Genomic DNA, 23,993 nt, shown 5'->3' on the forward strand with positions numbered 1-23,993 from the left:
CGTCCCCGTCATCCCGGGCGCTGCCCCGGGGTGACGGCCGCGGGCGGCGCTAGGCCCCCTGCATGATGCCGAGGAAGTTCGCGCACGGCAGCGTGCCGCCCTCGCGCAGATGCACCAGCCACATCGAGGTGCTGGTCCCCTCGTCCGCCAGCGGCACATAGACCAGCCCGGCGGACTGGATCGCGCGCAACGACTCCGCGATGATCGTCATGCCCACGCCGGCCGCGGCGAGCCCCAGCAGCGTCGTCACCTCGTGCACGGACTGCGCGACCACCGGCTCGGCGCCCGCCCTGCGCATCAGCGCGAACACTTCCTCGGTAAAACCGCCGCTGCGCTGGCTGGAATAGATCACCAGCGGATGCTCGGCGAGGTCGGCCAGCCACAAGGTTTCCCGCACGGCCAGCGGATGATCGGGCCGCATCGCCACCACCAGCCGCTCTTCGAGGATCAGCGTCGACGATAGGTTGGCCGGCAGCGCCGGGGGCGACGCGCTGCGCATGAAGCCGATGTCGAGCGAGCGATCCTCGATCGCGGCGATTTGTGCCGAGCCGATCATCTCCGACAGCGACAGGCGCACGTCCGGAAAGCGTCGGCGGAAGTCGTTCACCGCGGTCGCCACCCGCGCGATGAACGGCGCCGACGGGTTGAAGCCGATCCGAAGGTCGCCCAATTCGCCCCGCCCCGCCCGCCGCGCCACGGTGATCGCGCGCTCGGCCTGCGCCAATGTCGCCCGCGCCGCCTCGAGAAACGCCGTTCCCGCCGCGGTGAGCGTGACGCGGCGACTGGTACGCTCGAACAATTGCACCTCCAGCTCCTCCTCGAGCAGCCGGATCTGCTGGCTCAGCGGCGGCTGCGATATGCCGAGCCGCGCCGCCGCTCTGGCGAAGTGCAGGTCCTCGGCGACCTGGACGAAGTAGCGAAGATGCCTCAGCTCCATGGGATTGATACGTTGCACATATCAATCAAGCTGGAAATGATATTAGACACGAGCGCAACAAAGGAAGAGATGCTGCGCCGCGGCATCCTTCTGGATTGCATCGCCCGCGATAACAATTAGCCCTTGTCACCACCTTGTTCGGTACCGTCGGCCGTTCGCGCCGTCGGCCTCGGGATCGGAAAACACCGCCCCATGATCGGGATCGTACGCACAGCTTTGGCCCGGCCGTTGACGTTCATCGTCATGGCCATCCTGATCGCGATCGTGGGCGTGCTCGCGGCGATGCGCACGCCGGTGGACATCTTTCCCGACATCCGGGTGCCGGTGATCGCCACCGCCTGGCAATATAGCGGTCTGTCGCCGGACGAGATGTCCGGCCGGATCATCACGCCGTTCGAGCGCGTGCTGACCACCACCGTCAACGACATCGATCATATCGAAAGCCAGTCGTTGCCGGGCATCGGCGTGGTGAAGATCTATTTCCAGCCGGGCGCCGACATCCGTACCGCGACCGCGCAGGTCGCCTCGGTGTCGCAGACCGTGCTCAAGCAGCTTCCTCCCGGCGTCACCCCGCCGCTGGTGCTCAACTACAGCGCTTCGACGGTGCCGATCGTGCAGCTCGCCTTGTCCGGCAAGGGTATGTCCGAAGGCCAGATGCTGGATCTCGCGCAGAACCAGATCCGCCCGGGCCTGGTCACCGTGCCTGGCGCCGCCATTCCGCTGCCGTCGGGCGGCCGCACCCGCCAGATCCAGATCGATCTCGATCCGCAGGCGCTCCAGTCCAAGGGGCTGAGTGCGCAGGACGTCGGCAACGCGATCGCGGCGCAGAACCAGATCAACCCCGCCGGCTTCGCCAAGATCGGCGGCTTCCAATATGCCGTGCGCCTCAACAACGCACCCGGCACGGTCGAAGAACTCAACGCGATCCCGATCAAGGTGGTCGGCGGCGCCACCATCTACATGCGCGACGTCGCCCATGTCCGCGACGGCTCGGCGCCGCAGACCAACGTCGTCCATGTCGACGGCGCGCGCTCAGTGACGATGACGGTGCTCAAGAACGGCGCCACCTCCACCCTGTCGATCGTCCAGGGCATCAAGGACGCGCTGCCCAAGATCCAGGAGACGCTGCCCGCCGCGCTCAAGATCGTGCCGATCGGGGACCAGTCGCTGTTCGTGAAGGCCGCGGTCGAGGGCGTGATCAAGGAAGGCGCGATCGCGGCGGCGCTGACCAGCCTGATGATCCTGCTGTTCCTTGGCTCGTGGCGCTCGACGGTGATCATCGCGATCTCGATCCCGCTCGCGATCCTCGCCGCGATCATCGGCCTGTCGATCACCGGCAACACGCTCAACACCATGACGCTTGGCGGCCTCAGCCTCGCAGTCGGCATTCTCGTCGACGACGCGACGGTGACGATCGAGAACATCAACTGGCATCTCGAACAGGGCAAGCCGGTCAACCAGGCGATCCTCGACGGCGCCGCGCAGATCGTCACCCCGGCGTTCGTGTCGCTGCTGTGCATCTGCATCGTGTTCGTGCCGATGTTCTTCCTGCCCGGCGTCGCCGGCTTCCTGTTCGTGCCGCTCGCGCTCGCGGTGGTGTTCGCGATAATCGCCTCGTTCATCCTGTCGCGCACCCTGGTGCCGACGATGGCGATGTACCTGCTCAAGCCGCACGGGCATGGCGACGATCACGACCAGCACAGCGCCGGCAACCCCGCCACGCGCAACCCATTGGTCCGTTTTCAGCGCGGTTTCGAGAGCCGCTTCGAGCGGATTAGGACCAGCTACGGCGGCATGCTTGAACGCGTGTTGGCCGCGCCCAAAGGCTTCGTGATCGGCTTCCTGATCGTCGTGCTGTTGTCGTTCGGGCTCGTGCCGATCCTTGGCCAGAACTTCTTCCCCGCGGTCGACGCTGGTCAAATGGCGCTCCACGTCCGCGCGCCCGTCGGCAGCCGGATTGAGGAGACCTCGGCCGAGTTCGACCGCATCGAGCGTCGCATCCGCGAAATCATCCCGGCGAGCGAGCTCGTCTCGGTGGTCGACAACATCGGCTTGCCGGTGAGCTCGATCAACACCACCTATAACAACTCGGGCACGGTCGGCCCGCAGGATGGCGACATCCTGATCCAGCTCGCCAAGGAGCATAAGCCGACCGCCGATTACGTCCGCACGCTGCGCGAGCAGCTGCCGCGCAACTTCTCCGGCTCGACCTTCTCCTTCCTGCCCGCCGACATCACCAGCCAGATCCTGAACTTCGGTGCTCCTGCCCCGATCGACATCCAGATCGCCGGCAAGGATGCCGCGGCCAACGCCGCTTATGCGCAAAAGATCATGCGGCGGATGACCAAGATCGCCGGCGTCACCGACGCGCGCATCCAGCAGAGCGATCGCTATCCGCAGCTCAACGTCGCGGTCGATCGCAGCCGTATCGGTCAATATGGCCTCACCGAGCGGGACGTCACCAGCAGCCTGGCGAGTTCGCTCGCCGGCACCTCGCAGACCGCGCCGGTGTTCTTCCTCAACCCGGACAATGGGGTGTCCTACCCCGTCGTCGCCCAGGCGCCCGAGTATCAGGTCGGATCGATGAGCGACCTGTCGAGCATCCCCGTCACCGGATCCGATGGCCGCTCGCAGGTGCTCGGCGGGCTTGGCACCATCGTCCGGTCCAACTCGGCGGCGGTGGTCTCGCACTACAACATCGCACCGGTAACCGACATCTACGCGACGCCGGCCGGGCGCGATCTCGGCGCAGTCGCGGGCGACATCAAGAAGGTGCTGGCCGATCTCAAGGCGCAGACGCCGAAGGGCGCGACGGTCACGCTACGCGGGCAATATGCGACGATGAACGGCGCGTTCTCCGGCCTCGGCTTCGGCCTGATCGGCGCGATCGTGCTGATCTATCTGCTGATCGTGGTCAACTTCCAGAGCTGGCTCGATCCGTTCGTGATCATCACCGCGCTGCCCGGTGCGCTTGCCGGCATCATCTGGATGCTGTTCACCACCGGCACCACGCTGTCGGTGCCGGCGCTCACCGGCGCGATCATGTGCATGGGCGTCGCCACCGCCAACGCGATCCTTGTCGTCAGCTTCGCCCGTGAGCGGCTCGCCGAGGTCGGCAACGCCACCCTCGCCGCACTGGAGGCCGGGATGACCCGGTTCCGCCCGGTGCTGATGACCGCGCTGGCGATGATCATCGGCATGCTGCCGATGGCATTGGGCATGGGCGAAGGCGGCGAGCAGAACGCCCCGCTCGGCCGCGCGGTGATCGGCGGCCTGCTGGTTGCGACCTTCGCCACGCTGATGTTCGTGCCCGTTATCTTCAGCCTCGTGCACCGCCGCCACGGCGCGGCAAGCACCACGCCCGAGGCCAGCCATCTGGAGGAAGTTCATGTCTGAGGGCCACCAGGTCTCTCCCGACAACAGCGCAGGCCGGTCGATGAAGACGGTCGGCATCGTCGCGGCGGTGGTCGCCGTCGGCGTGGTCGGCGCAGGAATCGCGACGCGGTCGCATTCCGACCGCCAACTCGCCGGCTGGACAGCCGCGCAGGCGACACCGACGGTGACGGTGATCCAGCCCAAACCGGCGGCTTCCACCGCCGCGCTGACGCTTCCCGCAACGTTGCAGGCGCTCAACAGCGCGCCAATCTTCGCGCGGACCAGCGGCTATGTGCGCAAATGGTATGTCGACATCGGCGACAACGTCCGCGCCGGGCAGACACTTGCGGTGCTCGACGCGCCCGAGGTGGAGCAGCAGCTCGCCGGCGCCCGCGCCGATCTCGAGACTGCGCGCGCCAACCAGCAGCTTGCCGCCTCCACCGCGACGCGCTGGCGGAACATGCTCGCCAAGGACGCGGTGTCGAAGCAGGAGACCGACGAGAAGGTCGGTGACCTCGCCGCCAAGACCGCGGTCACCAACGCTGCGCGCGCCAACGTTTCGCGGCTCACCTATACGCAAGGCTTCACCCGCCTCGTCGCGCCGTTCAGCGGCGTCGTCACCAGCCGCTCGACCGATATCGGCGCGCTCGTCACGGCCGGCACCGCCGCATCGACGCCGCTATTCACCGTTTCGGACGTCGGCCGGATGCGCGCCTATGTACGCGTGCCGCAATCCTATTCGGCGCAGATCCATCCCGGCATGCACGTCGCGCTCACCCTGCCCGAATATGCCGGCCGCTCGTTCGATGCGACGCTGACCCGCACCGCCGGTGCGGTCGAACAGAATTCGGGCACGGTGCTCGTCGAGCTGCAGGCCGCCAACGGCGATCGTGCGCTCAAGCCCGGCGCCTATGCTCAGGCGAGCTTCCCGGTTGCCGGTAGCAGCGGCGCCGTGTCACTGCCGGCCAGCGCACTGATCATCGGCGAGCGCGGCACCCAGGTCGCCACCGTCGGCGGTGACGGCAAGGCGCACCTCAAGACGATCAAGATCGCGCAGGATCGTGGCGCAACCTTCGAGATCAGCGCCGGGATCGCGACGAGCGATCGCGTCATCGACAACCCACCGGACTCCTTGGCGGATGGCGATGCCGTGCAGATCGCGCGCACCGCGGCGACGACCGATGCCCCACATTAAGTCGCCGCTGCTGCGTGCGGCCGTCCTGGGCTGGCTGGTGACGACGGCAGCCTGCTCCACCGCCCCCAATTATGTCCGCCCCGCGGTGCCGACGCCCGAGGCCTATAAGGAAGCCAAGGGCTGGCAGACGGCGGGCACCACCGTGCCACCCGCGGGCAAATGGTGGCAGGCGTTCGCCGATCCTACGCTGAGCGCGATGGAGGAGCGGATCGAGGCCGGTAATGCCGACCTCGCCGCAGCGGTGGCGCGCTATGATCAGGCACAAGGCTTGCTCCGCCAGGCGCGTGCCGATCGCTCGCCCCAGATCGGCCTTGGCACCGACGTGTCGCGCGACCGCGTGTCCGCCGGCCGCCCGCTGACGTCAGGGAGCGCCGCCACCTATACTGTTGCCACCGTCGGGCCGTCGCTCTCCTATGAGCTCGATCTGTTCGGCAGGGTCCGCAACTTGATCCGCGCCAGCCGCGCCGATGTCGCTACCAGCGCCGCGGATCTCGCGGGAGTCCGCCTCGGCCTGCAGGCGCAGCTGGCGAGCGTCTATTTCGACATGCGCGGGCTCGACGCGCGCATCGTTCTGCTTCGCCAGACGGTGGATGCCTACAACCGCGCCTTCACCCTCACCGACACCCGCCACACCGGGGGCATTGCTTCGGGAATCGACGTCAGCCGCTCGCAGAACCAGCTGTCGAGCGCGCGCGCCGAGCTGTCGGCGGTGGCGATCGACCGCCAGCGTGACGAGCATGCCATCGCCGTGCTGCTCGGCGAGGCGCCGGCCGGTTTCTCGATCGCCGTGGTCGATTCACAGTTCGCGCCGCCGACGATCCCCGCCGGCTTGCCCTCGACACTGCTCGAGCGTCGCCCCGACATCGCCGCGGCAGAGCGCCGGGTTGCCGCCGCCAACGCGCGGATCGGCGTCGCCCGCGCCGCGCTGTTCCCGAGCGTCACGCTCGGTGCCTCAGGAGGCTTCGAGGCCGCCAGCGGAGCGCTGCTGACGGCGTCCAACGGCTTTTGGGCGTTGGGCCCGCTCGCCGCCGCGGTATCGATCTTCGATGGTGGACGACGCCGGGCGGGAGTGCGCATCGCGCGCGCCGAATATGACGAGGCCGCCGCCTCCTACCGCCAGACCGTGCTCACCGCCTTTCGGGAAGTCGAGGACGATCTGGCCAGCCAGCGCCTGCTCGCCAGCCAGGAGCGCGATCAGAGCGTGGCCGCGGCCGCCGCCGAGCGCACCCGCGAGCTGGCGCTGATCCGCTACCGCGATGGCGCCGCCGATTACCTCGAGGTCGTCACCGCGCAGACTGCGGCGCTGGATGCCGAACGGGCGCTGCTCACCGTCCGCAGCCAGCAGCTGCAGACCGCCACCGACACCATCCGTGCGCTTGGCGGGCAGTACTAACGGCGCCCATCCGCCGTCATCCCAGCCCCTGGCTTTGCGCCCAGGCGGCGAACAGCGCCGGCCACGCCTCGGCGGGCTTGCCCGCGGCGCGGCGGATGCCGAAGCCATGGCCGCCATGGGTGAACAGATGCGTCTCGACCGCGACACCGGCTCTCTTCAGCGCCGCGCGGAATTCCAGCGTATTGTCGACCGGCACGGTTGGATCGTCCTCGGCATGAACCAGAAAGCAGGGCGGCGTCGCCGATGACACGTTGGCGGCGGTGCTGTGCCGCCGCTCCAGTGCCGGCGGCGCAGCCTTGCCGATCAACAGCTCGCGCGACCCGGGGTGCGCCAGCGGCAGGCTCATCGATTGCACCGCGTAGATCGGCGCCGCAATGTCCGGCCGGGCGCTGAGCCTGTCTGCCGCATCGACCGGTGCATAGGTGGACGCTGCGAAACGCGTGGCAAGATCGCCGCAGACATGCCCGCCGGCGGAGGAGCCCATTGCCGCTACCCGCTCCGGGAGCACGCCGTAATCGCGTGCGCGCGATCGGATCAGTCGCATCGCACGCTGGGCATCCGCGAGTGCGACATCGGGGCCTGCGGCCCAGCCGTCGCCTGGCAACCGATAGAAGAGCACGAACACCGTCCAGCCACGTGCGGCCAGCCAGCGGCCGATCTCATAGCCTTCCTTGTCGATCACCACCCAGCGATAGCCGCCGCCCGGCGTGACCAGCACCGCCGACCCGTTGGGAATGGCAGGGCGGAACACCACCAGCCGCGGCCGGCTGATACCGTGGACGGCGCGGTCGGTGAGCTGGGGATCCTTGCTGCGCTCATCCACCGTCTCGATCAGCGGCGTCGCGGGCATCCCCGGCGCGCCGGCGGGCCACAGGTCGATCGTCTCGCTAGGATCGGCCAGCCCCGGCGTTGGCGGGCCACCCGTGGCCGGCGGTCTGGTCTGCGCCGCGACTCCAACAGAAAGGCCGGCAGCCAAGCTGCCGAGGATGGCATGGCGACGATCGATCATCACGGGGTCGCTCCGACAAGATGGGCGCGCTCCGACGGAACGCGCCCAGGGAGGAGAGGAAACCGGCAGGCCGGATCACATCTTGAAGCGCGCGCCCATCAGGAAGGTGCGGCCGAAGTGATTGTTCTCGTAATTCCGGTTGGCATCGAAATCGGTGTAGCGATCGCGATATTCGTCGGTGAGGTTGGTGCCCTCAAGCGAGATCTCTACCGACGGCGTCAGCTTATAGCGCAGCGAGGCATCGACGTTGATCGTCGAGTTATAGCCCTCGAAAACGTTGCCGGTGCCGCTGTTCGCATCGATGTACGGCCCGCGATAGCTGATCGAGCCGCGCGCGCTGAACTTGCTGTCCTCGTAGTAAAGCGTGCCGTTGTAGGCGCGCTTGGACAGACCGAACAGTGTCGCGGTGCGGGTCGCGGGAACGTTGGGACCGAAGGTGCAGGCGGCGGTCGGCGTGGCGCGGACGCAGGCGGCCACGGTCGGCCCACTGACGCTGTAGCTCGCGGTCGAATCGATGAAGGTCGCGTTGGTGATGATGCCGAAGTTCTTGAGGAATCCCGGCAGGAAGCGGAACGAGGTCTGGAAGGCGACCTCCAGCCCCTTCAGCGATGCGCCGGTACCATTGGTGATCGAGTTGATCGTCCACAGCTGGCCCTCGGGATTGGAAGCGGCCGGCGAGCTCGGCGGGATGATCGAGGTCGGCAGCCCGGTGGAGGCGTAGGTGCCCGTGGTGGTCACCGACACCGGGAAGCTCTCGACGTCCTTCTTGAACACCGCGACCGACAGGATCGACTGCGGCGCGAAATACCATTCGGCCGACAGATCGTAGGAGGTGGCGCGGAACGGATCGAGCTGCGGGTTGCCGAAGCTGATCCGATAGTTGAAGCCGTCCACCGAGCCACCTGGCGTAAGATTGCCCAGTGACGGCCGGGTGATCACCTTGGCCACGGCGGCGCGCAGGATCACGTCACTGGTCGGGAAGAAGGCGACGTTCATCGCGGGCAGCCAGTCGTCGTAGCTGCGCTCCACCGTCACCGCCGCGCCATTGTTGAGGCCGGTCGAGGTCTGGTGGGTATGGACGTAGCGCATGCCCGCATTGGCGGCATATTTCAGCCCGAGCAGGTCACCCTTGACGTCGAATTCGGCATAGCCGCCCGAGACTTCCTCGACGACGTTGCGGATGTTGCCGGCATCGGGCGCCAACGCGCGACCGTACAGTCCGGTATAGGCTGCCGACGCATCGATGTTGGGGATCAGGAAGCTGGTGGTGGTGCCGGATGGCTGGCCGGCGTTGCCGAGGTTGAAGGTCTCGCCCAGCGTGCCGGCCGGGAAGCCGTAGACCGCGTTGGCGCCGAACACCGATGACGGCGTGCAGGTGATCTGGCCAAGCACCGCGTCGCGCGCCGCTGCGGTCGCGGTCGGGCAGACCACCGCGTCTCGGGTATAGCCTTGCGTATCGAACTCGAACCGCCGGTAGAGCCCGCCCGCCTTGATCTGGAAGCCGTCGGTGACGTCCCACTCGGTGCGTAGCTGCCCGGTGCGGAAGGTGTTCACCGTCTCGGACGGCCGGTCGCGGATTTCGGCGAGCTGGAAGTTGGCCGGATCGGTGACTCTGGTGCCGAAGCTCAGCACCGGGCTGCGCGAGTTGGTGTAATCGAAGCTGTAGCCCTGTGCGTCGCGATCATCGAACACGAAGGTGGTTTCGATCGGAATCGTCGCGTCGGACTTGGAGAAGCCGCCGAGCAGGGTGAAGCGGAACTTGTCCGTCACGTCCTGGTCCCAGCTGCCGCCGAGCTGGTAGAATTCGGTCTTTGACTGGCGCAGATAGTGTTCGGTGCGGACCCAGGCATCGTTGAGCGTGCCCGAGACGAGGTTGTTGTTGGCATCGTAGGTCGGGTTAACGAGGTCGATCGAGCGCTCGTTCGAGCGCAGCAGCACCTCGCCCCACTTCTCCTCGCGGGTTTCCTTGAACTTCGAATAAAGCCCGTCGATCGACACCTTGGTCGCATCGGTCGGCGCCCATTGGATGCTGGCGGTGATCCCCAGCCGGTCACGATCATGGCGGACCGAGCCATAGCGGGGAATGCGCGGGTGGAAGGCGAGCGCCGCCTGGTCGCACGCCGCGCCCGGAATATAGGCGCCGCCCGCATTCTGGGTGGTGAAGCAGCGCGTCCCGTTGACCGAGTCGAACCGCGCCTGGGCGAAGCGGGTGGTGTTGTTGCCGAGTTCGAAATTGTTGGTCGACTGATAGGCGGCCGACACGGCGACCCCGAAGGTGCCATCGGCGTTCTTCCACGACAGCAGCCCGGCGAGTCGCGGCCCCCAGTTCTTCGACAGGTCGTTGAAGCTCGCCTGGCCCGAGGCGACAAAGGTGAAGCCTTCCTTGCCGCCCAGCGGATTGCCGGTGTTGAGATCCACGACCGCGCCGAGCGAGCCTTCGTCGAGCGAGGCTTCGGCGGTCTTGTGGACCACGATCGAGTTGAACAGCTCGGAGGCGAACACGTTGAAATCGAACGCGCGGTCGCGGTTCGACGAGGCGCCGTCGGTGGAGGTCGCCACCGTCTCCAGCCCGTTCACCCGCACCCGGGTGAATTGCGCGCCCAGCCCGCGCACCGTGATCGCGCGGCCCTCGCCGGCGTCACGCTGGATCGAGATGCCGGGGATGCGCTGCAGCGATTCGGCAAGGTTCTGATCGGGGAATTTGGCGATATCCTCGGCGACGATCGCATCCACCGAGGCGACCGACTCGCGCTTGACGTTGAGTGCCGCATCGAGCGAGCGGCGGAAGCCGGTGACGATGATGTCGGGCTCGGGGCTGGCGATCTGTGTCGACGTGTCGACCTGGGCATCGCCGGCACGCTGCGTCACCGTCGCGCCATTGTCGGGCGCAGCCGCGGGCGCGATGCCGGTCTGCGCCGGGGCGGGGTCGGTTTGGGCAGGGGCCCCCGGCGTGGTGGTGTCGGGGATCTGCGCCGCCTGCGCCATCGCCGCAGCGGGCAGCAGCATCGCCAGCGTCAGCGCGCCGACCGAGATCCCGCCGAGCCGCGCGCGCCGGCGCAGAGCCGCCTTGGTGTTGCATTCCATCGTCATCCACTCCCCACACATGGCCTTTGCGGCCCTTGTTGTGCCCGCATGACACCGGTATCCGGGCTGTGTGAGCCCGAACGTGCCATGGACGTCGTCGACGGGGTGATGATGTTGTGCCGCTGCGCCACCGGCGCGATCAGCTACCCTCCCGCAGCGGCCATGTCTCATGGTCTCGCTCCGCTCACCCCCTTGCGGTAGGTAACCGGTGTCAGCAACATGTCGCGGCCCCTGCCGGCTGTCAATATGGTGATCCGAGGAGAGTCGAAATGAAGCTCTACATGATATCCGCCGCGGCCCTGCCGATGATCCTAGCGCTGCCCGGCGCGTCGGCGCCGCGGGCGATGATCGTGATCGACGAAACCACGGTAAGAGCAGAGGAAGCACCGCCGCACGGCGCGATCGGCATGAGCACCGCCTATCGCATCAGCGATGCCGTCCCGGCGCGCACCCTCGAATTCCGCAAGCGCGTGCTGCACCCGGGCGCGGCCATCGGCGCACACCCCATCGCGCATGACGAGGTCTATTATGTGCTCGGCGGCGAGGGCATCGTCACCTCGGGTGCAGACGCTCGCGCTCTGCGCGCCGGCATGGCCGCCTATCTTTACGATGGCGCCACCGTCGGCATCCGCCAGAACGGCACCGCGCCGCTGGCGCTGATCATCGCCTATCCGGTGCCGACGATGCGCCAGCCCGCCGCTTAAGTTCCCGGCTGGATGTAAGGCACGCGCGCGAACAGCGCTCGCTGCCAGGCGCGCGGATCATCCTCCACCCGCGCCCGCGCATCGAACACCATGGTCGAGCGTGCCGCCAGTTCGTAGCGCGGCCAGTGCGGGATCGCCGGATTGTTGGGGTCACCGGTGCGCGCGAAGGCGACGAAGCTCTCCTGCATCGCCCGGCTCGCAGCCTGCGCCTCGGCGCCGGTGCCGGTCAGCGCATCAGCGGTGTCGAGCGTACCGAACACCAGGCCGATGTCGATCGAGTGGAACGCACCCCGGCGCGGCTCGGTCCGCGCGCGGTAATCGACCTGATAGACATAGGCCGGCGCCCCCGCCCGGGCGCGCTCTTCCGCCTCGATCACCTGCCCACGCCAGCTGCGGCCGGTGGTGGTGGCATCGTAGAACACGTCGGTCGGCGACCAGTCGGGAAAGCGCAGCCGATATTCCTCCACCACCCATTCGGGCAGGATGTCGATCCGCAGCTCGGGCGCCAGCCGGGCGGCGAGGTTGCTCCAGTCGAGCCCCTGCACCTTGGCCGAATCGGGCGCGATGAACGCGCGCGTCTCGCCTGCGGTATTGCCCAGCATCATCGGGATGCCGAGCGACTGCGGATTGGCGTCGGGCCAGAACGGGTGGCGGACGAGCCACTTCATGTCGACCACCGGCCCCATGTAGACGCCGCCGCCGATCACCGGATCGACCGCATCCAGCGCCGCCATCAACCGCTCCGCCGGCATCGTCGTCAGCGGCGACAGGTCGTTGTCGGCGACGCCGAGCTTGGCGAGATAGGCGCGTGCGCGTGCGGTGGCGTTGAGCGGGCCCGACGCCGTCACCTGCTGGCCGCTCATCGTCGCCGCGCGGTGGAACAAGCCGGCGGCGGCCGGCATCCCCATCATCGTCGCGATCTTGGCGCCGCCGCCGGATTGGCCAAACACCATCACCCGGCCAGGATCGCCGCCGAAGCCGGCGATATTGTCGCGCACCCATTGCAACGCCAGGATCAGGTCGAGCTGCCCGGCATTGCCGCTGTCGGCGAAGCGCGGATCGAGTCGCGCCAAATACAGATAGCCGAGCGCGTTGAGCCGATGATTGACCGAGACCACCACCACGTCGCCGCGCGCGGCAAGGTGACGACCGTCCTGCCGCGCCAGATTGGCGCTGCCCGAAGAATAGGCGCCACCGTGGATATAGACCATCACCGGCTTATTCGCGCCCGGATGGAGGTCGCTGCTCCACACGTTGAGAACCAGGCAGTCCTCGCCATAATGCAGCCCCTCGTCGTCGCGCCCGGCTGCACCGCGCTGCGGGCTCGACGGACCGAAGGCGAGCGCGCGCACCGGTGTGGTGACGGTGGGTTCGCGGGTCGGCGCCATGAACCGCTGCGCCCGGCCATAGCGGATGCCCTTGAAGCTGACGACGCCGGCGCGGTCACGCGCGCCGATGAAGGTGCCGGCGGCACAATGCGCGATCGGCTCGCCGCCCTGCCCGCGCGCCGCCGCGGGCAGCAACAACGGCATCATCGCGGCGGCGCCGCCGACGAGAACGCTGCGGCGATCGGTATTCAGGCTCATCCCTCTCTCCTCATCGGGCCGGGCGGTGTTCCGCCTCGGCCATGGTCGTCAGCGCCGGACGTCGAGCCCTCCGGCAAGGTACGCGTCGATATCGGCCTGGCGGAACAGGCTGGCGTCGCCCGGTAGCGAGTGTTTCAGCGCCGCCAGCGCCAGACCGGTGCGTGCCGCCTCGCCGATGTCGGCGTCCGAGCGCAGCGCGTGCAGCACGCCGGCGGCAAAGGCGTCGCCGCCGCCGATCCGGTCGACGATCCCCGCCAGCACCACCTCGTCGGTTTCGACATGGCCGTCGCGCGCATCGATCCGCGCCGACAGGCGGTGGAGATCGACATGCTCGACATGCCGCGCGGTGGACGCGATCAGCTGGAGCCGGGGGAAAGCGGCAAACGCCGCCTCGGCCGCCGCCCGGCGCCGCTCGCCGCCGCTCTCGTCGAACTCGCGCCCGAGCAGCAGCGCGATATCGCGATGGTTGCCGAACATCAGGTCGGCATGCGCCACCAACTGGGTAAGAATGGCCCGCGGATCGCTGTCCCAGCGCTCCCACAATTTGCCGCGCCAATTGCCGTCGAACGACACCGCGATGCCGCGGGCGACGGCCGCCTCGGCCGCCGCAATCGCGCTCGCCGCCGGCACCGGGCCCAGCGCCGGGGTGATCCCCGACAAGTGCAGGCGATCGACGCCCGCCAGCAACGCATCCCAATCCCATGCATCGATTGGCGCTTCGGCAAAGGATGAGCCGGCGCGGTCGTAGATCACCTCGGTGGCGCGCATGCCGGCACCAGACGTAACCAGATATAGGCCCATCCGCTCGCCGCCGAGGCCGATCCCGCCGGTGTCGACGCCGTGGCCACGCAAGGTGGTGATCGCCCCGCGGCCGAGGTCGTTGTCCGGCACCCGGCTGGCGATCCCGGAGGTGTGGCCAAGCCGCGCCAGCGCGGTCGCGACGTTCGCCTCGGCACCCGCCACCCACACGTCGAGCTTGGGCGTCTGCAGCAACAGCTCGCGCCCCGGCGGCGACAGCCGCAGCATGATCTCACCAAATGCCAGGAACTTGGCCATTGCGCTTCTTCCCCCTCGTCACCCCGTCACGCCTGCCGCGCCAAGGCGACGGCTCGGGATGACACCGCCTAGCGTGCCAGCCAGCCGCCATCCACTGCCAGGATGTGCCCCTGCACATAGTCCGCCGCCCGGCTGGCGAGGAATACCGCGGCGCCGCCGAGATCGGCCGGGTCGCCCCAGCGCGCTGCCGGAATGCGGTCGAGGATCGCGCGGTTGCGCGTCTCGTCCGCCTGGAGAGCGGTGGTATTGTTGGTGGCGATGTAGCCCGGCGCGATTGCGTTGACGTTGATGCCCTTGCCCGCCCATTCGTTGGCAAGCAGCTTGGTGAGGCCACCGATCCCCGACTTCGCGGCGGTGTAGCTCGGCACGCGGATGCCGCCCTGGAAGGTCAGCATGGAGGCAATGTTGATGATCTTGCCGCCACCGTGTCCCTGTTGGTGCGCCGCGATCATGTGCCGCCCTGCCGCCTGGCACAGGAAGAAGACGCTCTTGAGATTGGTGTCGATCACCGCGTCCCAATCCTCTTCGCTGAAATCGACCGCATCGGCACGGCGGATGATGCCGGCGTTGTTGACCAGAATGTCGAGGCCACCGAGCGCCGCCACCGCCTCGTCGACGACCCGCTGTACCGGCTCGATCGTCGACAAGTCGGCGGTGATGATCGCTGCCTGGCGGCCGAGTGCCTGCACCTGCGCCAGCGTGTCGTCGGCCCGGGTACGGCCGACACAGGCGATATCGGCGCCTGCCGCGGCCAGTGCCAGCGCGATCGCCTGGCCGATGCCGGTGTTGGCGCCGGTGACCACGGCAACCTTGCCGGTAAGATCGAAGGGAGAGATCATCATGGCTCCAATGCCCAGATAGGCCTGATCGACCGAGCGTCGCGCGGGGACAGGCCCTCCCCCGCGCCCTCCCCGCCGTGGCAGGAAAAAGCCGTCACGCCAGCTGGCAGATATCCAGCACTTTCATGTCGGTATAATCCTGGTTCTCGCCGGCCATTGCCCAGATGAAGGCGTATGATTTGGTCCCTGCCCCCATGTGGATCGACCAGGGCGGGCTGATCACCGCTTCCTCGTTCTGCATGACGATGTGACGGGTAGCCTCGCCCTCGCCCATGAAGTGCATCACCCGATCCTTGTCGAGATTGTCGAGCTCGAAGTAGAAATAGATCTCGCTGCGCCGCTCGTGGATGTGTGGCGGCATGGTGTTCCAGACGCTGCCGGGCTTCAGCACCGTCAGGCCCATCACCAGCTGCGCGCTGTCGCACACACCGGGGATCACCAGCTGGTAGATCGTCCGCTCGTTGGATTCCTCCAAGCTGCCGCGATCGAGCGCATTGGCATCGGCGATCGACAGCTTGCGCGTGGCGAACCCCTGGTGCGCCGGGCAGGAGGCGAGATAGAAGCGCGCGCCGTCGCCGGCGAACTGGACGTCCTTCGCGCCCATGGTGACGTAGAGGCAATCCTTGTTGCCGAGTGTGAAGCTCTCGCCATCGACGGTGACGGTGCCGTCGACGCGACCGACGTTGACCACCGCGAGCTCGCGCCGCTCGAGAAACGGATGGCCCGCCGCCGCTGCCGGCTCGGTCTGGTCGGGCAGCTTCACCGTGCCGCTTCCGACCGCAACCCCGCCGATCACGAACCGGTCGGCATGGGTATAGTTGAGCACGCACTCGCCGCTGCGGAACAGATCGCCGATCAAATAGCGATCGCGCAGCTCCTCATTGGACACGCACTCCATCATGTCGGGGTGGGTGGCGTAATAGGTACGGTCGAACATGGCAGGCTCCGTTCGGGGCTGGATCAGGCTGCGGCGGCAGCCGAGGGGGTGTCGTCGATGCGATAGGCGCGGCGCACCAGGCCGTCGGTCAGCTCGTGGGCAAGCTCGGCCGCCTCCCAGTCGGCAAGCCGGTGCTCGGCAACCAGCCGCGCGAGGAAGCCGCAATCGACGCGCCGCGCGACGTCATGCCGCGCCGGGATCGACAGGAAGGCGCGGGTGTCGTCGTTGAAGCCGACGGTATTGTAGAAGCCCGCCGTTTCGGTGGTCATCTCGCGGAAGCGGCGCATGCCCTCCGGGCTGTCGTGAAACCACCACGCCGGCCCGAGCTTGAGGCACGGGTAATGGCCGGCGAGCGGCGCCAGCTCGCGGGCATAGGCGCTCTCGTCGAGCGTGAAGAGGATGATCGACAACCGCGTGTCGGTGCCGAACCGGTCGAGCAGCGGCTTGAGCGCGCCGACATAGTCGGTGCGCGTCGGGATGTCGGCACCCTTGTCGCGGCCGTGGCTCGCGAATAGGCCGGCGTTGTGGTTGCGATAGGCCCCAGGATGGATCTGCATCACCATGCCGTCGTCGGCGGACATCGCCGCCATTTCGGTGAGCATCTGCGCGCGGAACAGTTCCGCATCCGCCGCCGACCAGCGACCGCCGACGATCCGCGCGAACAGCGCCTCGGCCTCGGTGGTCGACAGATTAGCGGTGGCGGCGGTAGGATGGCCATGATCGGTCGCGGTGGCGCCGGCGGCGCGGAAATCGGCGCGGCGGCGGCGGTGTGCGGCGAGATAGCCTCGCCAGCTGTGCACATCCTCGCCGGTGAGCGCGGCGAACCGTGCCATCGCCGGCGCGAATGCCTCATGCTCGACGTCGATCACGCCGTCCGGGCGGTAGGTGGTCACCACCCGGCCGCGCCAGCCGGAGCGCTGGATCGCAGCATGCGCGGCAAGATCGTCGTGCGCGCCCTCGGTGGTGGCGAGGAAATCGATCCGGAAGCGATCGAACAATGCCCGCGGGCGGAAGGCATCGGTGGCGAGATGCTCGGCGATCGCATCGAAATAATGATCCGCGGTCGTCGCATCGAGCGTCACGTTGAGCCCGAACAGGTCGGCAAAGACATGGTCGAGCCACAGCCGCGACGGCGTGCCGCGGAACAGATGATAGTGACTGGCGAACAGCCGCCACGCGGCGCGACGGTCGGTCGCCGGCGTGCCGTCGCGACGGGGGGTGGCCAGCGCGTCGAGGTCGATGCCCTGACTGTACAGCATCCGGTAAAGATAATGGTCGGGCGCGAGCAGCAGCGTCGTCGCGTCGGTCCAGGGCCGGTTGTCCGCGAACCAGGCAGGGTCGGTGTGGCCGTGCGGGCTGACGATCGGTAGCGTCGCCACTTGCGCATAGAGGGCGCGCGCGATGTCGCGCATGGTCGGATCGGCGGGGAACAGGCGATCGGGATGGAGTTCAAGTCGCACCGCCATCGCTATCCTCCTCCGTCATCGCTTCTGTTGAGCGCCGCGTCGTTGGTAACCGGTGTCAGCACGTCGCGCAACCACTGTGTTCGTCACTCGTGCGGCGGCGCGGCCACCGAACCGCGGCGGATCAACGTCGACAGGAACAGCGACGGTTCCTCGACTTCCGCCTCGCCCTCGTCGGCAATCAGCTTGAGTGCCGCCGAGCGCGCCATCGAGGCGATCGGCCAGCGCACCGTAGTCAGCGGTGGCCAGACATGGGCGGCGATCGGCGTGTCGTCGAATCCGATGATCGACAGGTCGCGGGGCACCGCCAGCCCGCGCTGCGAGGCAGCGTGGATCACGCCCGCCGCCATCTCGTCGTTGCACGAGAAGATCGCGGTCGGCCGCGGCGTCAGGTCGAGCAGCCGTTCGGCGGCGACCATGCCCGATTCGAACGTGTAATTGCCCTCGGCAACCATGCTTCGCGGCAGCGCGATGCCCGCTGCCGACAGCGCCTCCTCAAATCCCGCCCGCCGCTCCCGCGCCGAACGGAAGCCGTGCGGGCCGCCGACCAGTCCGATGCGCCGATGCCCCTGCGCGATCAGATAATCGGTGGCGTTGCGCACCGCCTCGCGATCGTTGGAGGCGACCATATGCTCGGCATCGTCGAGAACCACCGAGCCCATCCGCACATAGCGACAGCCGGCATCCTCACACAATTTGGCGACCATCTCATTCTCGCTGATCGGCGGCATCAGCAACACGCCGAACAGGCGCTGGCGCTCCAGGAAGTGCCGCAGATCCTCCAGCATCGTCGCCGAGCCGCGGTCGACCGGCCGCACCACCATCTCGAACTCGGTATCGTGCAGCGCCTCGAGCATGCCCTGCTGGACGTTCATCACCGTCTGCGCATTGGGATTGTCGTGGACCAGCCCGATCAGGAAGTTACGCCGCAGCGCCAGCGCGCGCGCCTGCGGGTTGGGCACATAGCCGAGCCCGCCGATCACCTCCTCCACCCGCTTGCGGGTGTCGTCATTGAGCAGCGGCGAGCGGTTGATCACCCGGCTTACCGTCTTCTTGGACACCCCGGCGATCCGTGCCACATCGTTGATCGTCGGCTGTCCGGTCTTGCGCATCGATCAGGCATAGCCGGATGGCGGCGGCAGCACTAGCCTTGCACATGAGCTTCACCAGCCGCTATGCTGACACCGGTTACCGGCGCAGTTGGCAAGGCACCGGACGAAGAGGATGTGATGCGTACAGGCTTGACGATCGTCCCGGCCGATACCGTCGCCACGTTGCTGGTGGATGCGACGGCGGGCGAGCGGGTGGAGGAGGTCGTTCTTCGCGAACCGATCGGGCGCGGTCAGAAGGTTGCTTTGCGCGCCATCGCGGCGGGTGAGCCGGTGATCAAGTTCGGCTTCCCGATCGGCCATGCCACGCGTGACGTCGCCGCCGGCGAGCACGTCCACAGCCACAATCTCGCGACCGCGCTGCGTGGTGCCGGCGCCTATGTCTACCGCCCGGCACCGGCCAACGAGATCTCCTCGCTGGCGGCGCTGCCAGGGTTTGACGGCTACGTCCGCGCCGATGGCCGGGTTGGCACCCGCAACGAGATCTGGATCCTGCCTACCGTCGGCTGTGTTGGCCGCACCGCCGAGCGGATCGCGACAAGAGCGGCGGCGATGCTCGGCAATCAGGTGGATGGCGTCCACGCCTTCAACCATCCGCACGGCTGCTCGCAGCTTGGCCAGGACCTCGCCGGCACCCGTGCTATCCTTGCGAGCCTCGCCTGCCATCCCAATGCCGGCGGCGTGCTGCTGGTCGGGCTGGGGTGTGAGGAAAATCAGCTCGATGCCTTGATGGCGGCGATCCCGTCGTGGCGTCATCCGGCGATCCGTACGGTGACGGCCCAGGCCAGCGCCGACGAGGTGGAAGACGGCGTCGCCAAGGTCGCCGAACTGGCCGCGCTGGCGACGACGCGCCGCCAGCAGGTCGGGCTCGATCGGCTGGTGCTCGGCGTAAAATGCGGCGGCTCGGACGGCCTGTCCGGGCTCACCGCCAACCCGCTGGTCGGCCGGATCAGCGATGCGATCGACGCGGCCGGCGGCCAGGTGATCCTCACCGAAATCCCCGAGATGTTTGGCGCCGAACAGCTGCTGATGGATCGCGCCGCGGACGAGCGGGTGTTCGGCGAGGTCGTCGCGCTGGTGAGCAGCTTTAAGCAATATTTCGTCGACCATGGCGAGCCGGTGTCGGAGAACCCCTCACCGGGCAACGTCGCCGGCGGCATCACCACGCTCGAGGAGAAATCGCTGGGTGCGGTGCAGAAAGGCGGTCGCGCGGCCGTTACCGCGGTGCTGCGCTATGGCGAGCGGGTCGCAGCCAGCGGGCTGAGCTTGCTCGAGGCGCCGGGCAACGACGCGGTATCGTGCACCGCCCTCGCTGCGGCGGGCGCCACCGCGATCCTGTTTACCACCGGCCGCGGCACGCCGATGGGCTTCCCGGTGCCGACGATCAAGATCGCCTCCAATACCGCGCTCGCCGAGCGCAAGCCCGGGTGGATCGACTTCGATGCCGGGCAGGTGCTCGATGGCGGCTTTGCGACCGCCGAAGAGCGGCTGCTGGGGCTGGTTGCCGCCACGGCGTCCGGCGCCAGCACCGCGGCCGAGCGCAACGGCGAACGCGAGATCGCGATTTGGAAGCGTGGGGTAACGCTGTGAGCCGCCTGTCGCGCAACACGCTCGGACAGGTGCCGGCGGGCATCCACGTTCCCCGCCGCCGCCGCGTCGCGCCCGGCGTCGGCGTGGTCCATTTTGGCCCCGGCGCGTTCCACCGAGCCCATCAGGCGAGCTATATCGACAGGGTGCTGGATCACGATCCGCGCTGGAGCATCGCCGCCGTCTCGCTACGCAGCCGCGGCACCGTCGCAACGCTCGCCGAGCAGGACGGGCTCTATACCCTCGCGATCCGCGACGCCGAACCATCCTGGCGGGTGATCGACGCGCATCGCGCCTTCCTCGGCCCGGATGATGCCGCGCGCACCGCCACGCTGCTGGCCGATCCAGCGGTCCGTCTGGTCACCACCTCCGTCACCGAGAAGGGCTATTGCCTCCGGGCCGATGGCACGCTCGACCTCGACCACGAAGATATCGCCGCGGATCTTGCCGGCAGTGGCGCGCCGACGAGCGTGATCGGCTGGCTGGTCGGCGGCCTCGCGGCGCGCCGCGCCGCCCGCGTGGCACCGTTCGTGCCGCTGCCGTGCGACAATCTCGCCGACAACGGCGCCAAGCTCCACGCAGCGCTGGTCGCCTTCGCCCGGGTGCGCGATCCTGAGCTAGCCGCATGGATCACCGGCGAGGTTCGGATACCCTCGACCATGGTCGATTCGATCACGCCGGCGTCCGATGAGCCGTTCTACGGCGATGTCGCTGCGGCGCTGGGGCTGGACGACCGCGCCGCGGTCCAGCGCGAGGCGTTCAGCCAGTGGGTGATCGAGGACTGCGGCGTGCCGCTCGGCCCCGATCTGGCGGGTGCCGGCGCGATCCTCACCGCCAACGTCAGCGGCTATGAACAGGCCAAGCTCCGCATCCTCAACGGCGCCCATTCGACGCTAGCCTATATAGGCCTGCTCCGCGGCCATGCCAGCGTCGCCGCGGCGATGGCGGACGCGCCGCTCGCCGCCTTTGTCGACGCAATGATCAGTCGCGACATCATTCCGATGCTCGCTCCGGTCGCCGGGCTCGATCTCGCCACCTATCGCGCGACAGTGCTCCAGCGCTTCCGCAACCCCGCGATCCTTCATCGGCTCGAGCAGATCGCGCAGGACGGCTCGCAGAAGCTACCCTACCGGCTCGGCGACACGCTGGCGGCGAACCGCCATGCCGGGCGCATGCCGGGCCATGTCGTGGCCGCGCTCGGCAGCTGGGTCGCCTTCGTGATCACCCGCATTCGCACCGGCTTAGCGGTGATCGATCCGGCGGCATCGATGCTCACCGCCGCCGCGGCGGACGGCACGCCGGCAACGGTGATCCGCTGGCTTGCCGAACGCCGCATCGCCCTGCCCGCGGCCCTTCTCGACGATGCACCGCTGCTCGCGGCGATCGACCTGGCTGCGAACGCGGCGCTCGATAACGACTGGGACAAGCTGCTGTCGGCTTGCCAATGACACCGGTTTCCCATACGCCGGAATCAACAATCATAAGATGATGAGGGGCGGGTGCAGCAGAGCGAATCCAGCAGGCCGGCAGAGCGCATCGCGCATGCCTTTGTCGAGGCGCGACGCACCGGCAGCGCGCTCGCAGAATTTCCAGGCGCGATGCCCGTGAGCCTTGCCGATGGCTATCAGGTTCAAGACGCGGCGCTGGCGATCGCCGGCGGCACCGTCGCCGGCTGGAAGGTCGGCCGGATCAACCCGCCCGAGGACGGCGTCGACCGGCTGACCGGCCCAATCTTCGCCGACCAGGTGGTCGATGCCGCAGACGACCCCGTCGCCATGCCGATCTTTGCCGACGGCTTCGGTGCCGCGGAAGCGGAATTCCTGCTGCGCATCGGTGCCGCGCCCGATCCCGCACAGACCAGCTTCACGCTCGAACAGGCGCGCGCGCTGATCGATGCGGTGCACGTCGGCATCGAGATCGCGAGTTCGCCCTTCCCCGGCATCAACAGCCATGGCCCCGGTGTCACCGTCGCCGATTTCGGCAACAACAATGGCCTGATCGTCGGTGCCGAGGCGGATGGCTGGCGCGAGGGCGACATCAACCAATGGGCGGTGACGCTGACGATCAACGGCGAAGAGATAGGCGCCGCCACCGCGGCGGCGATGCTCGACGGACCGTTCGGCGCCGCGCGCTACCTGTTCGAGCATATGGCGGCGCGCGGCATCCCGCTCACCGCAGGGCAATGGATATCGACCGGCGCCGTCACCGGGGTCCATAAGGTGGCGGTCGGCGATACCGTGGAAGCGGCGTTCGACGGCCGGCTCACCGTCAGGTGCACGATCAAGGCCCGCTAGAGGCCGAGGGAGAGGACAACATGGCCACACAGGAATTGAGGGACGCCCTCGCCGCACAGCCGCAGGCGGCGGCGCCCCCGCCACGGATCGGTCGCTATCGCTGGGTGATCTGCAGCCTGCTGTTTGCCGCGACCGCAATCAATTATGTCGATCGGCAGATGATCGGCGTGCTCAAACCGACCATCTCCGCCGAACTCGGCTGGTCGGAAACGACCTATGCCGATGTTATCTTCTGGTTTCAGGCGGCCTATGCGATCGGCTATCTGAGCTTCGGGCGGATCGTCGATCTGGTCGGCGCGCGGATCGGCTACACCATCGCCTTCGTGATCTGGACGCTCGGCCACACGCTGTGCGGCTTCGTCGGCTCGGCCTTCCAGTTCTCGGTCGCGCGATTTATCCTCGGCATCGGCGAGAGCGGCAACTTCCCCGCCGGGATCAAGGCGGTGACCGAGTGGTTCCCCGCCAAGGAACGCGCGCTCGCGACCGGCGTGTTCAACGCCGGTGCCAACATCGGCGCGGTGGTAACGCCGCTGATCGTGCCCGCCCTCACCATCGCGTTCGGCTGGCGGATGGCGTTTATCGTCACTGGGGCCGCCAGCCTGCTGTGGCTGGTTGCCTGGATCGCCGTCTACCGCCGCCCGCGCGAGAGCGACCGGGTGTCCCCCGCCGAGCTGGCCCATATCGAGAGCGATCCGGCCGATCCGGTCGAGCCGATCAGCTGGGGCCGGCTGATCCGCTATCGCGAGACCTGGGCCTATGCGCTCGGCAAGTTCCTGATCGATCCCATTTGGTGGCTGTTCCTGTTCTGGACGCCCGATTTCCTCGCCAAGACCTACCACCTCGATCTCAAGAGCTTCGGGCCCCCGCTGGTGGTGATCTACGTGATCTCCGATCTCGGCAGCGTCGCGGGAGGCTGGTCGTCGTCGCGGCTGATGCGGCGCGGGCTGTCCGCCAACGCCGCTCGCAAGATCACCATGCTGGTCTGCGCAATCCTGGTGATGCCGATCTTCACCGCGCAATATATCAGCAGTTTGTGGTTGGCGGTCGCCGTCGTCGGGCTCGCCACCGCGGCCCACCAGGCGTTCTCGGCCAACCTCTACACCTTGCCGTCGGACATGTTTCCGCGTGCCGCGGTGGGTTCGGTGATCGGGATCGGCGGCACCGTCGGCGCCATCGGCGGCATGATGATGGCCAAGTTCACCGGCTACATCCTCGATACCACCGGCAGCTACGCACCGATCTTCGCGGTGGCGGGCAGCACCTATCTGATCGCGGTGGTCGTCATCCACCTGCTCAGCCCCCGGCTGACCCGGGTTGACGCGGCCTGACGCTCGACCATCACGCCCCAACCGTAGCCCCTTGTCCTTGCGCAGCGGTCATGCCGCCGAAGGTCGAGGGAGCTTCAGGGAGAGCCTGCTTGACCTA

The 23,993-nt window shown here is 67.9% G+C and carries 17 protein-coding genes; 8 read left to right on the plus strand and 9 right to left on the minus strand.

All coding sequences use genetic code 11. The features are described 5' to 3' along the window. Window positions 1–49: 49 nt before the first annotated feature. Window positions 50–937 (minus strand): LysR substrate-binding domain-containing protein, encoded by an 888-nt coding sequence (locus OXR60_RS09480; RefSeq protein WP_267395631.1) that lies wholly within the window; start codon window positions 935–937, stop codon window positions 50–52. A 192-nt stretch (window positions 938–1,129) separates the two neighbouring features. Here OXR60_RS09480 and OXR60_RS09485 point away from each other — a divergent pair, with 192 nt between their 5' ends. Genes OXR60_RS09485 through OXR60_RS09495 form a run of 3 tightly spaced genes read left to right on the plus strand, consistent with a single transcriptional unit; the run spans window position 1,130 to window position 6,900 of the window. Further along, the gene (locus OXR60_RS09485) at window positions 1,130–4,333 is read left to right on the plus strand and encodes an efflux RND transporter permease subunit (RefSeq protein ID WP_267395632.1); all 3,204 of its coding nucleotides are present in this window, start codon (window positions 1,130–1,132) and stop codon (window positions 4,331–4,333) included. Further along, window positions 4,326–5,507 (plus strand): efflux RND transporter periplasmic adaptor subunit, encoded by a 1,182-nt coding sequence (locus OXR60_RS09490; protein ID WP_267395633.1) that lies wholly within the window; start codon window positions 4,326–4,328, stop codon window positions 5,505–5,507. Before OXR60_RS09485 ends, OXR60_RS09490 begins: the two co-directional genes overlap by 8 nt. After that, on the plus strand, window positions 5,494–6,900 hold the full coding sequence (locus tag OXR60_RS09495; RefSeq protein ID WP_267395634.1) for an efflux transporter outer membrane subunit: 1,407 nt from the start codon (window positions 5,494–5,496) through the stop codon (window positions 6,898–6,900). The genes OXR60_RS09490 and OXR60_RS09495 overlap by 14 nt, the downstream gene beginning before the upstream one ends. 16 nt (window positions 6,901–6,916) lie before the next feature. Here the strand turns inward: OXR60_RS09495 and OXR60_RS09500 are convergent, their stop codons facing one another. Beyond that, window positions 6,917–7,909: an alpha/beta hydrolase gene (locus OXR60_RS09500; protein WP_267395652.1), complete on the minus strand. Its 993-nt coding sequence runs from the start codon at window positions 7,907–7,909 to the stop codon at window positions 6,917–6,919. Between the two features lie 75 nt (window positions 7,910–7,984). Further along, window positions 7,985–10,999 carry a TonB-dependent receptor gene (locus tag OXR60_RS09505; RefSeq protein WP_267395635.1) on the minus strand — a complete coding sequence of 1,005 codons (3,015 nt, stop codon included), beginning with the start codon at window positions 10,997–10,999 and terminating at the stop codon, window positions 7,985–7,987. Between the two features lie 293 nt (window positions 11,000–11,292). Between OXR60_RS09505 and OXR60_RS09510 the strand changes: the two genes are divergently transcribed. After that, window positions 11,293–11,697, plus strand: a complete 405-nt coding sequence (locus OXR60_RS09510) for a cupin domain-containing protein (RefSeq protein ID WP_267395653.1) — start codon at window positions 11,293–11,295, stop codon at window positions 11,695–11,697. Here the strand turns inward: OXR60_RS09510 and OXR60_RS09515 are convergent. The 6 genes from OXR60_RS09515 to OXR60_RS09540 all read right to left on the minus strand — a co-directional run bounded on the left by OXR60_RS09515 (window position 11,694) and on the right by OXR60_RS09540 (window position 18,690). After that, on the minus strand, window positions 11,694–13,283 hold the full coding sequence (locus tag OXR60_RS09515) for a carboxylesterase/lipase family protein (RefSeq protein WP_267395636.1): 1,590 nt from the start codon (window positions 13,281–13,283) through the stop codon (window positions 11,694–11,696). The two genes, OXR60_RS09510 and OXR60_RS09515, sit on opposite strands and share 4 nt — an antisense overlap. A 48-nt stretch (window positions 13,284–13,331) precedes the next feature. Beyond that, a complete protein-coding gene (locus OXR60_RS09520; protein WP_267395637.1) occupies window positions 13,332–14,339 on the minus strand; it encodes a sugar kinase in 1,008 nt (335 codons plus the stop codon). A 68-nt stretch (window positions 14,340–14,407) separates the two neighbouring features. After that, window positions 14,408–15,178 carry a 2-dehydro-3-deoxy-D-gluconate 5-dehydrogenase KduD gene (kduD, locus tag OXR60_RS09525; protein ID WP_267395638.1) on the minus strand — a complete coding sequence of 257 codons (771 nt, stop codon included), beginning with the start codon at window positions 15,176–15,178 and terminating at the stop codon, window positions 14,408–14,410. A 94-nt stretch (window positions 15,179–15,272) separates the two neighbouring features. Continuing rightward, window positions 15,273–16,115 carry a 5-dehydro-4-deoxy-D-glucuronate isomerase gene (kduI, locus tag OXR60_RS09530; RefSeq protein ID WP_267395639.1) on the minus strand — a complete coding sequence of 281 codons (843 nt, stop codon included), beginning with the start codon at window positions 16,113–16,115 and terminating at the stop codon, window positions 15,273–15,275. 23 nt (window positions 16,116–16,138) lie between these two features. Next, window positions 16,139–17,581 carry a glucuronate isomerase gene (gene uxaC / locus OXR60_RS09535; protein WP_267395640.1) on the minus strand — a complete coding sequence of 481 codons (1,443 nt, stop codon included), beginning with the start codon at window positions 17,579–17,581 and terminating at the stop codon, window positions 16,139–16,141. 83 nt (window positions 17,582–17,664) lie between these two features. Then, on the minus strand, window positions 17,665–18,690 hold the full coding sequence (locus tag OXR60_RS09540) for a LacI family DNA-binding transcriptional regulator (RefSeq protein ID WP_267395641.1): 1,026 nt from the start codon (window positions 18,688–18,690) through the stop codon (window positions 17,665–17,667). A gap of 117 nt (window positions 18,691–18,807) precedes the next feature. On the opposite strand from OXR60_RS09540, the gene OXR60_RS09545 reads away from it, so the two are divergent. Genes OXR60_RS09545 through OXR60_RS09560 form a run of 4 tightly spaced genes read left to right on the plus strand, consistent with a single transcriptional unit; the run spans window position 18,808 to window position 23,896 of the window. Then, on the plus strand, window positions 18,808–20,277 hold the full coding sequence (locus tag OXR60_RS09545) for an altronate dehydratase family protein (protein WP_267395642.1): 1,470 nt from the start codon (window positions 18,808–18,810) through the stop codon (window positions 20,275–20,277). Then, window positions 20,274–21,722 (plus strand): mannitol dehydrogenase family protein, encoded by a 1,449-nt coding sequence (locus OXR60_RS09550; protein WP_267395643.1) that lies wholly within the window; start codon window positions 20,274–20,276, stop codon window positions 21,720–21,722. Before OXR60_RS09545 ends, OXR60_RS09550 begins: the two co-directional genes overlap by 4 nt. Before the next feature lie 51 nt (window positions 21,723–21,773). Beyond that, the gene (locus tag OXR60_RS09555) at window positions 21,774–22,568 is read left to right on the plus strand and encodes a fumarylacetoacetate hydrolase family protein (protein WP_267395644.1); all 795 of its coding nucleotides are present in this window, start codon (window positions 21,774–21,776) and stop codon (window positions 22,566–22,568) included. A 20-nt stretch (window positions 22,569–22,588) separates the two neighbouring features. Continuing rightward, complete coding sequence (locus OXR60_RS09560) at window positions 22,589–23,896, plus strand: MFS transporter (RefSeq protein ID WP_267395645.1); 1,308 nt, start codon at window positions 22,589–22,591, stop codon at window positions 23,894–23,896. Window positions 23,897–23,993 lie beyond the last annotated feature (97 nt).

Origin of the sequence: Sphingomonas sp. GC_Shp_5 (assembly GCF_026540855.1) — a bacterium.
Classification (GTDB): Bacteria; Pseudomonadota; Alphaproteobacteria; order Sphingomonadales; family Sphingomonadaceae; genus Sphingomonas.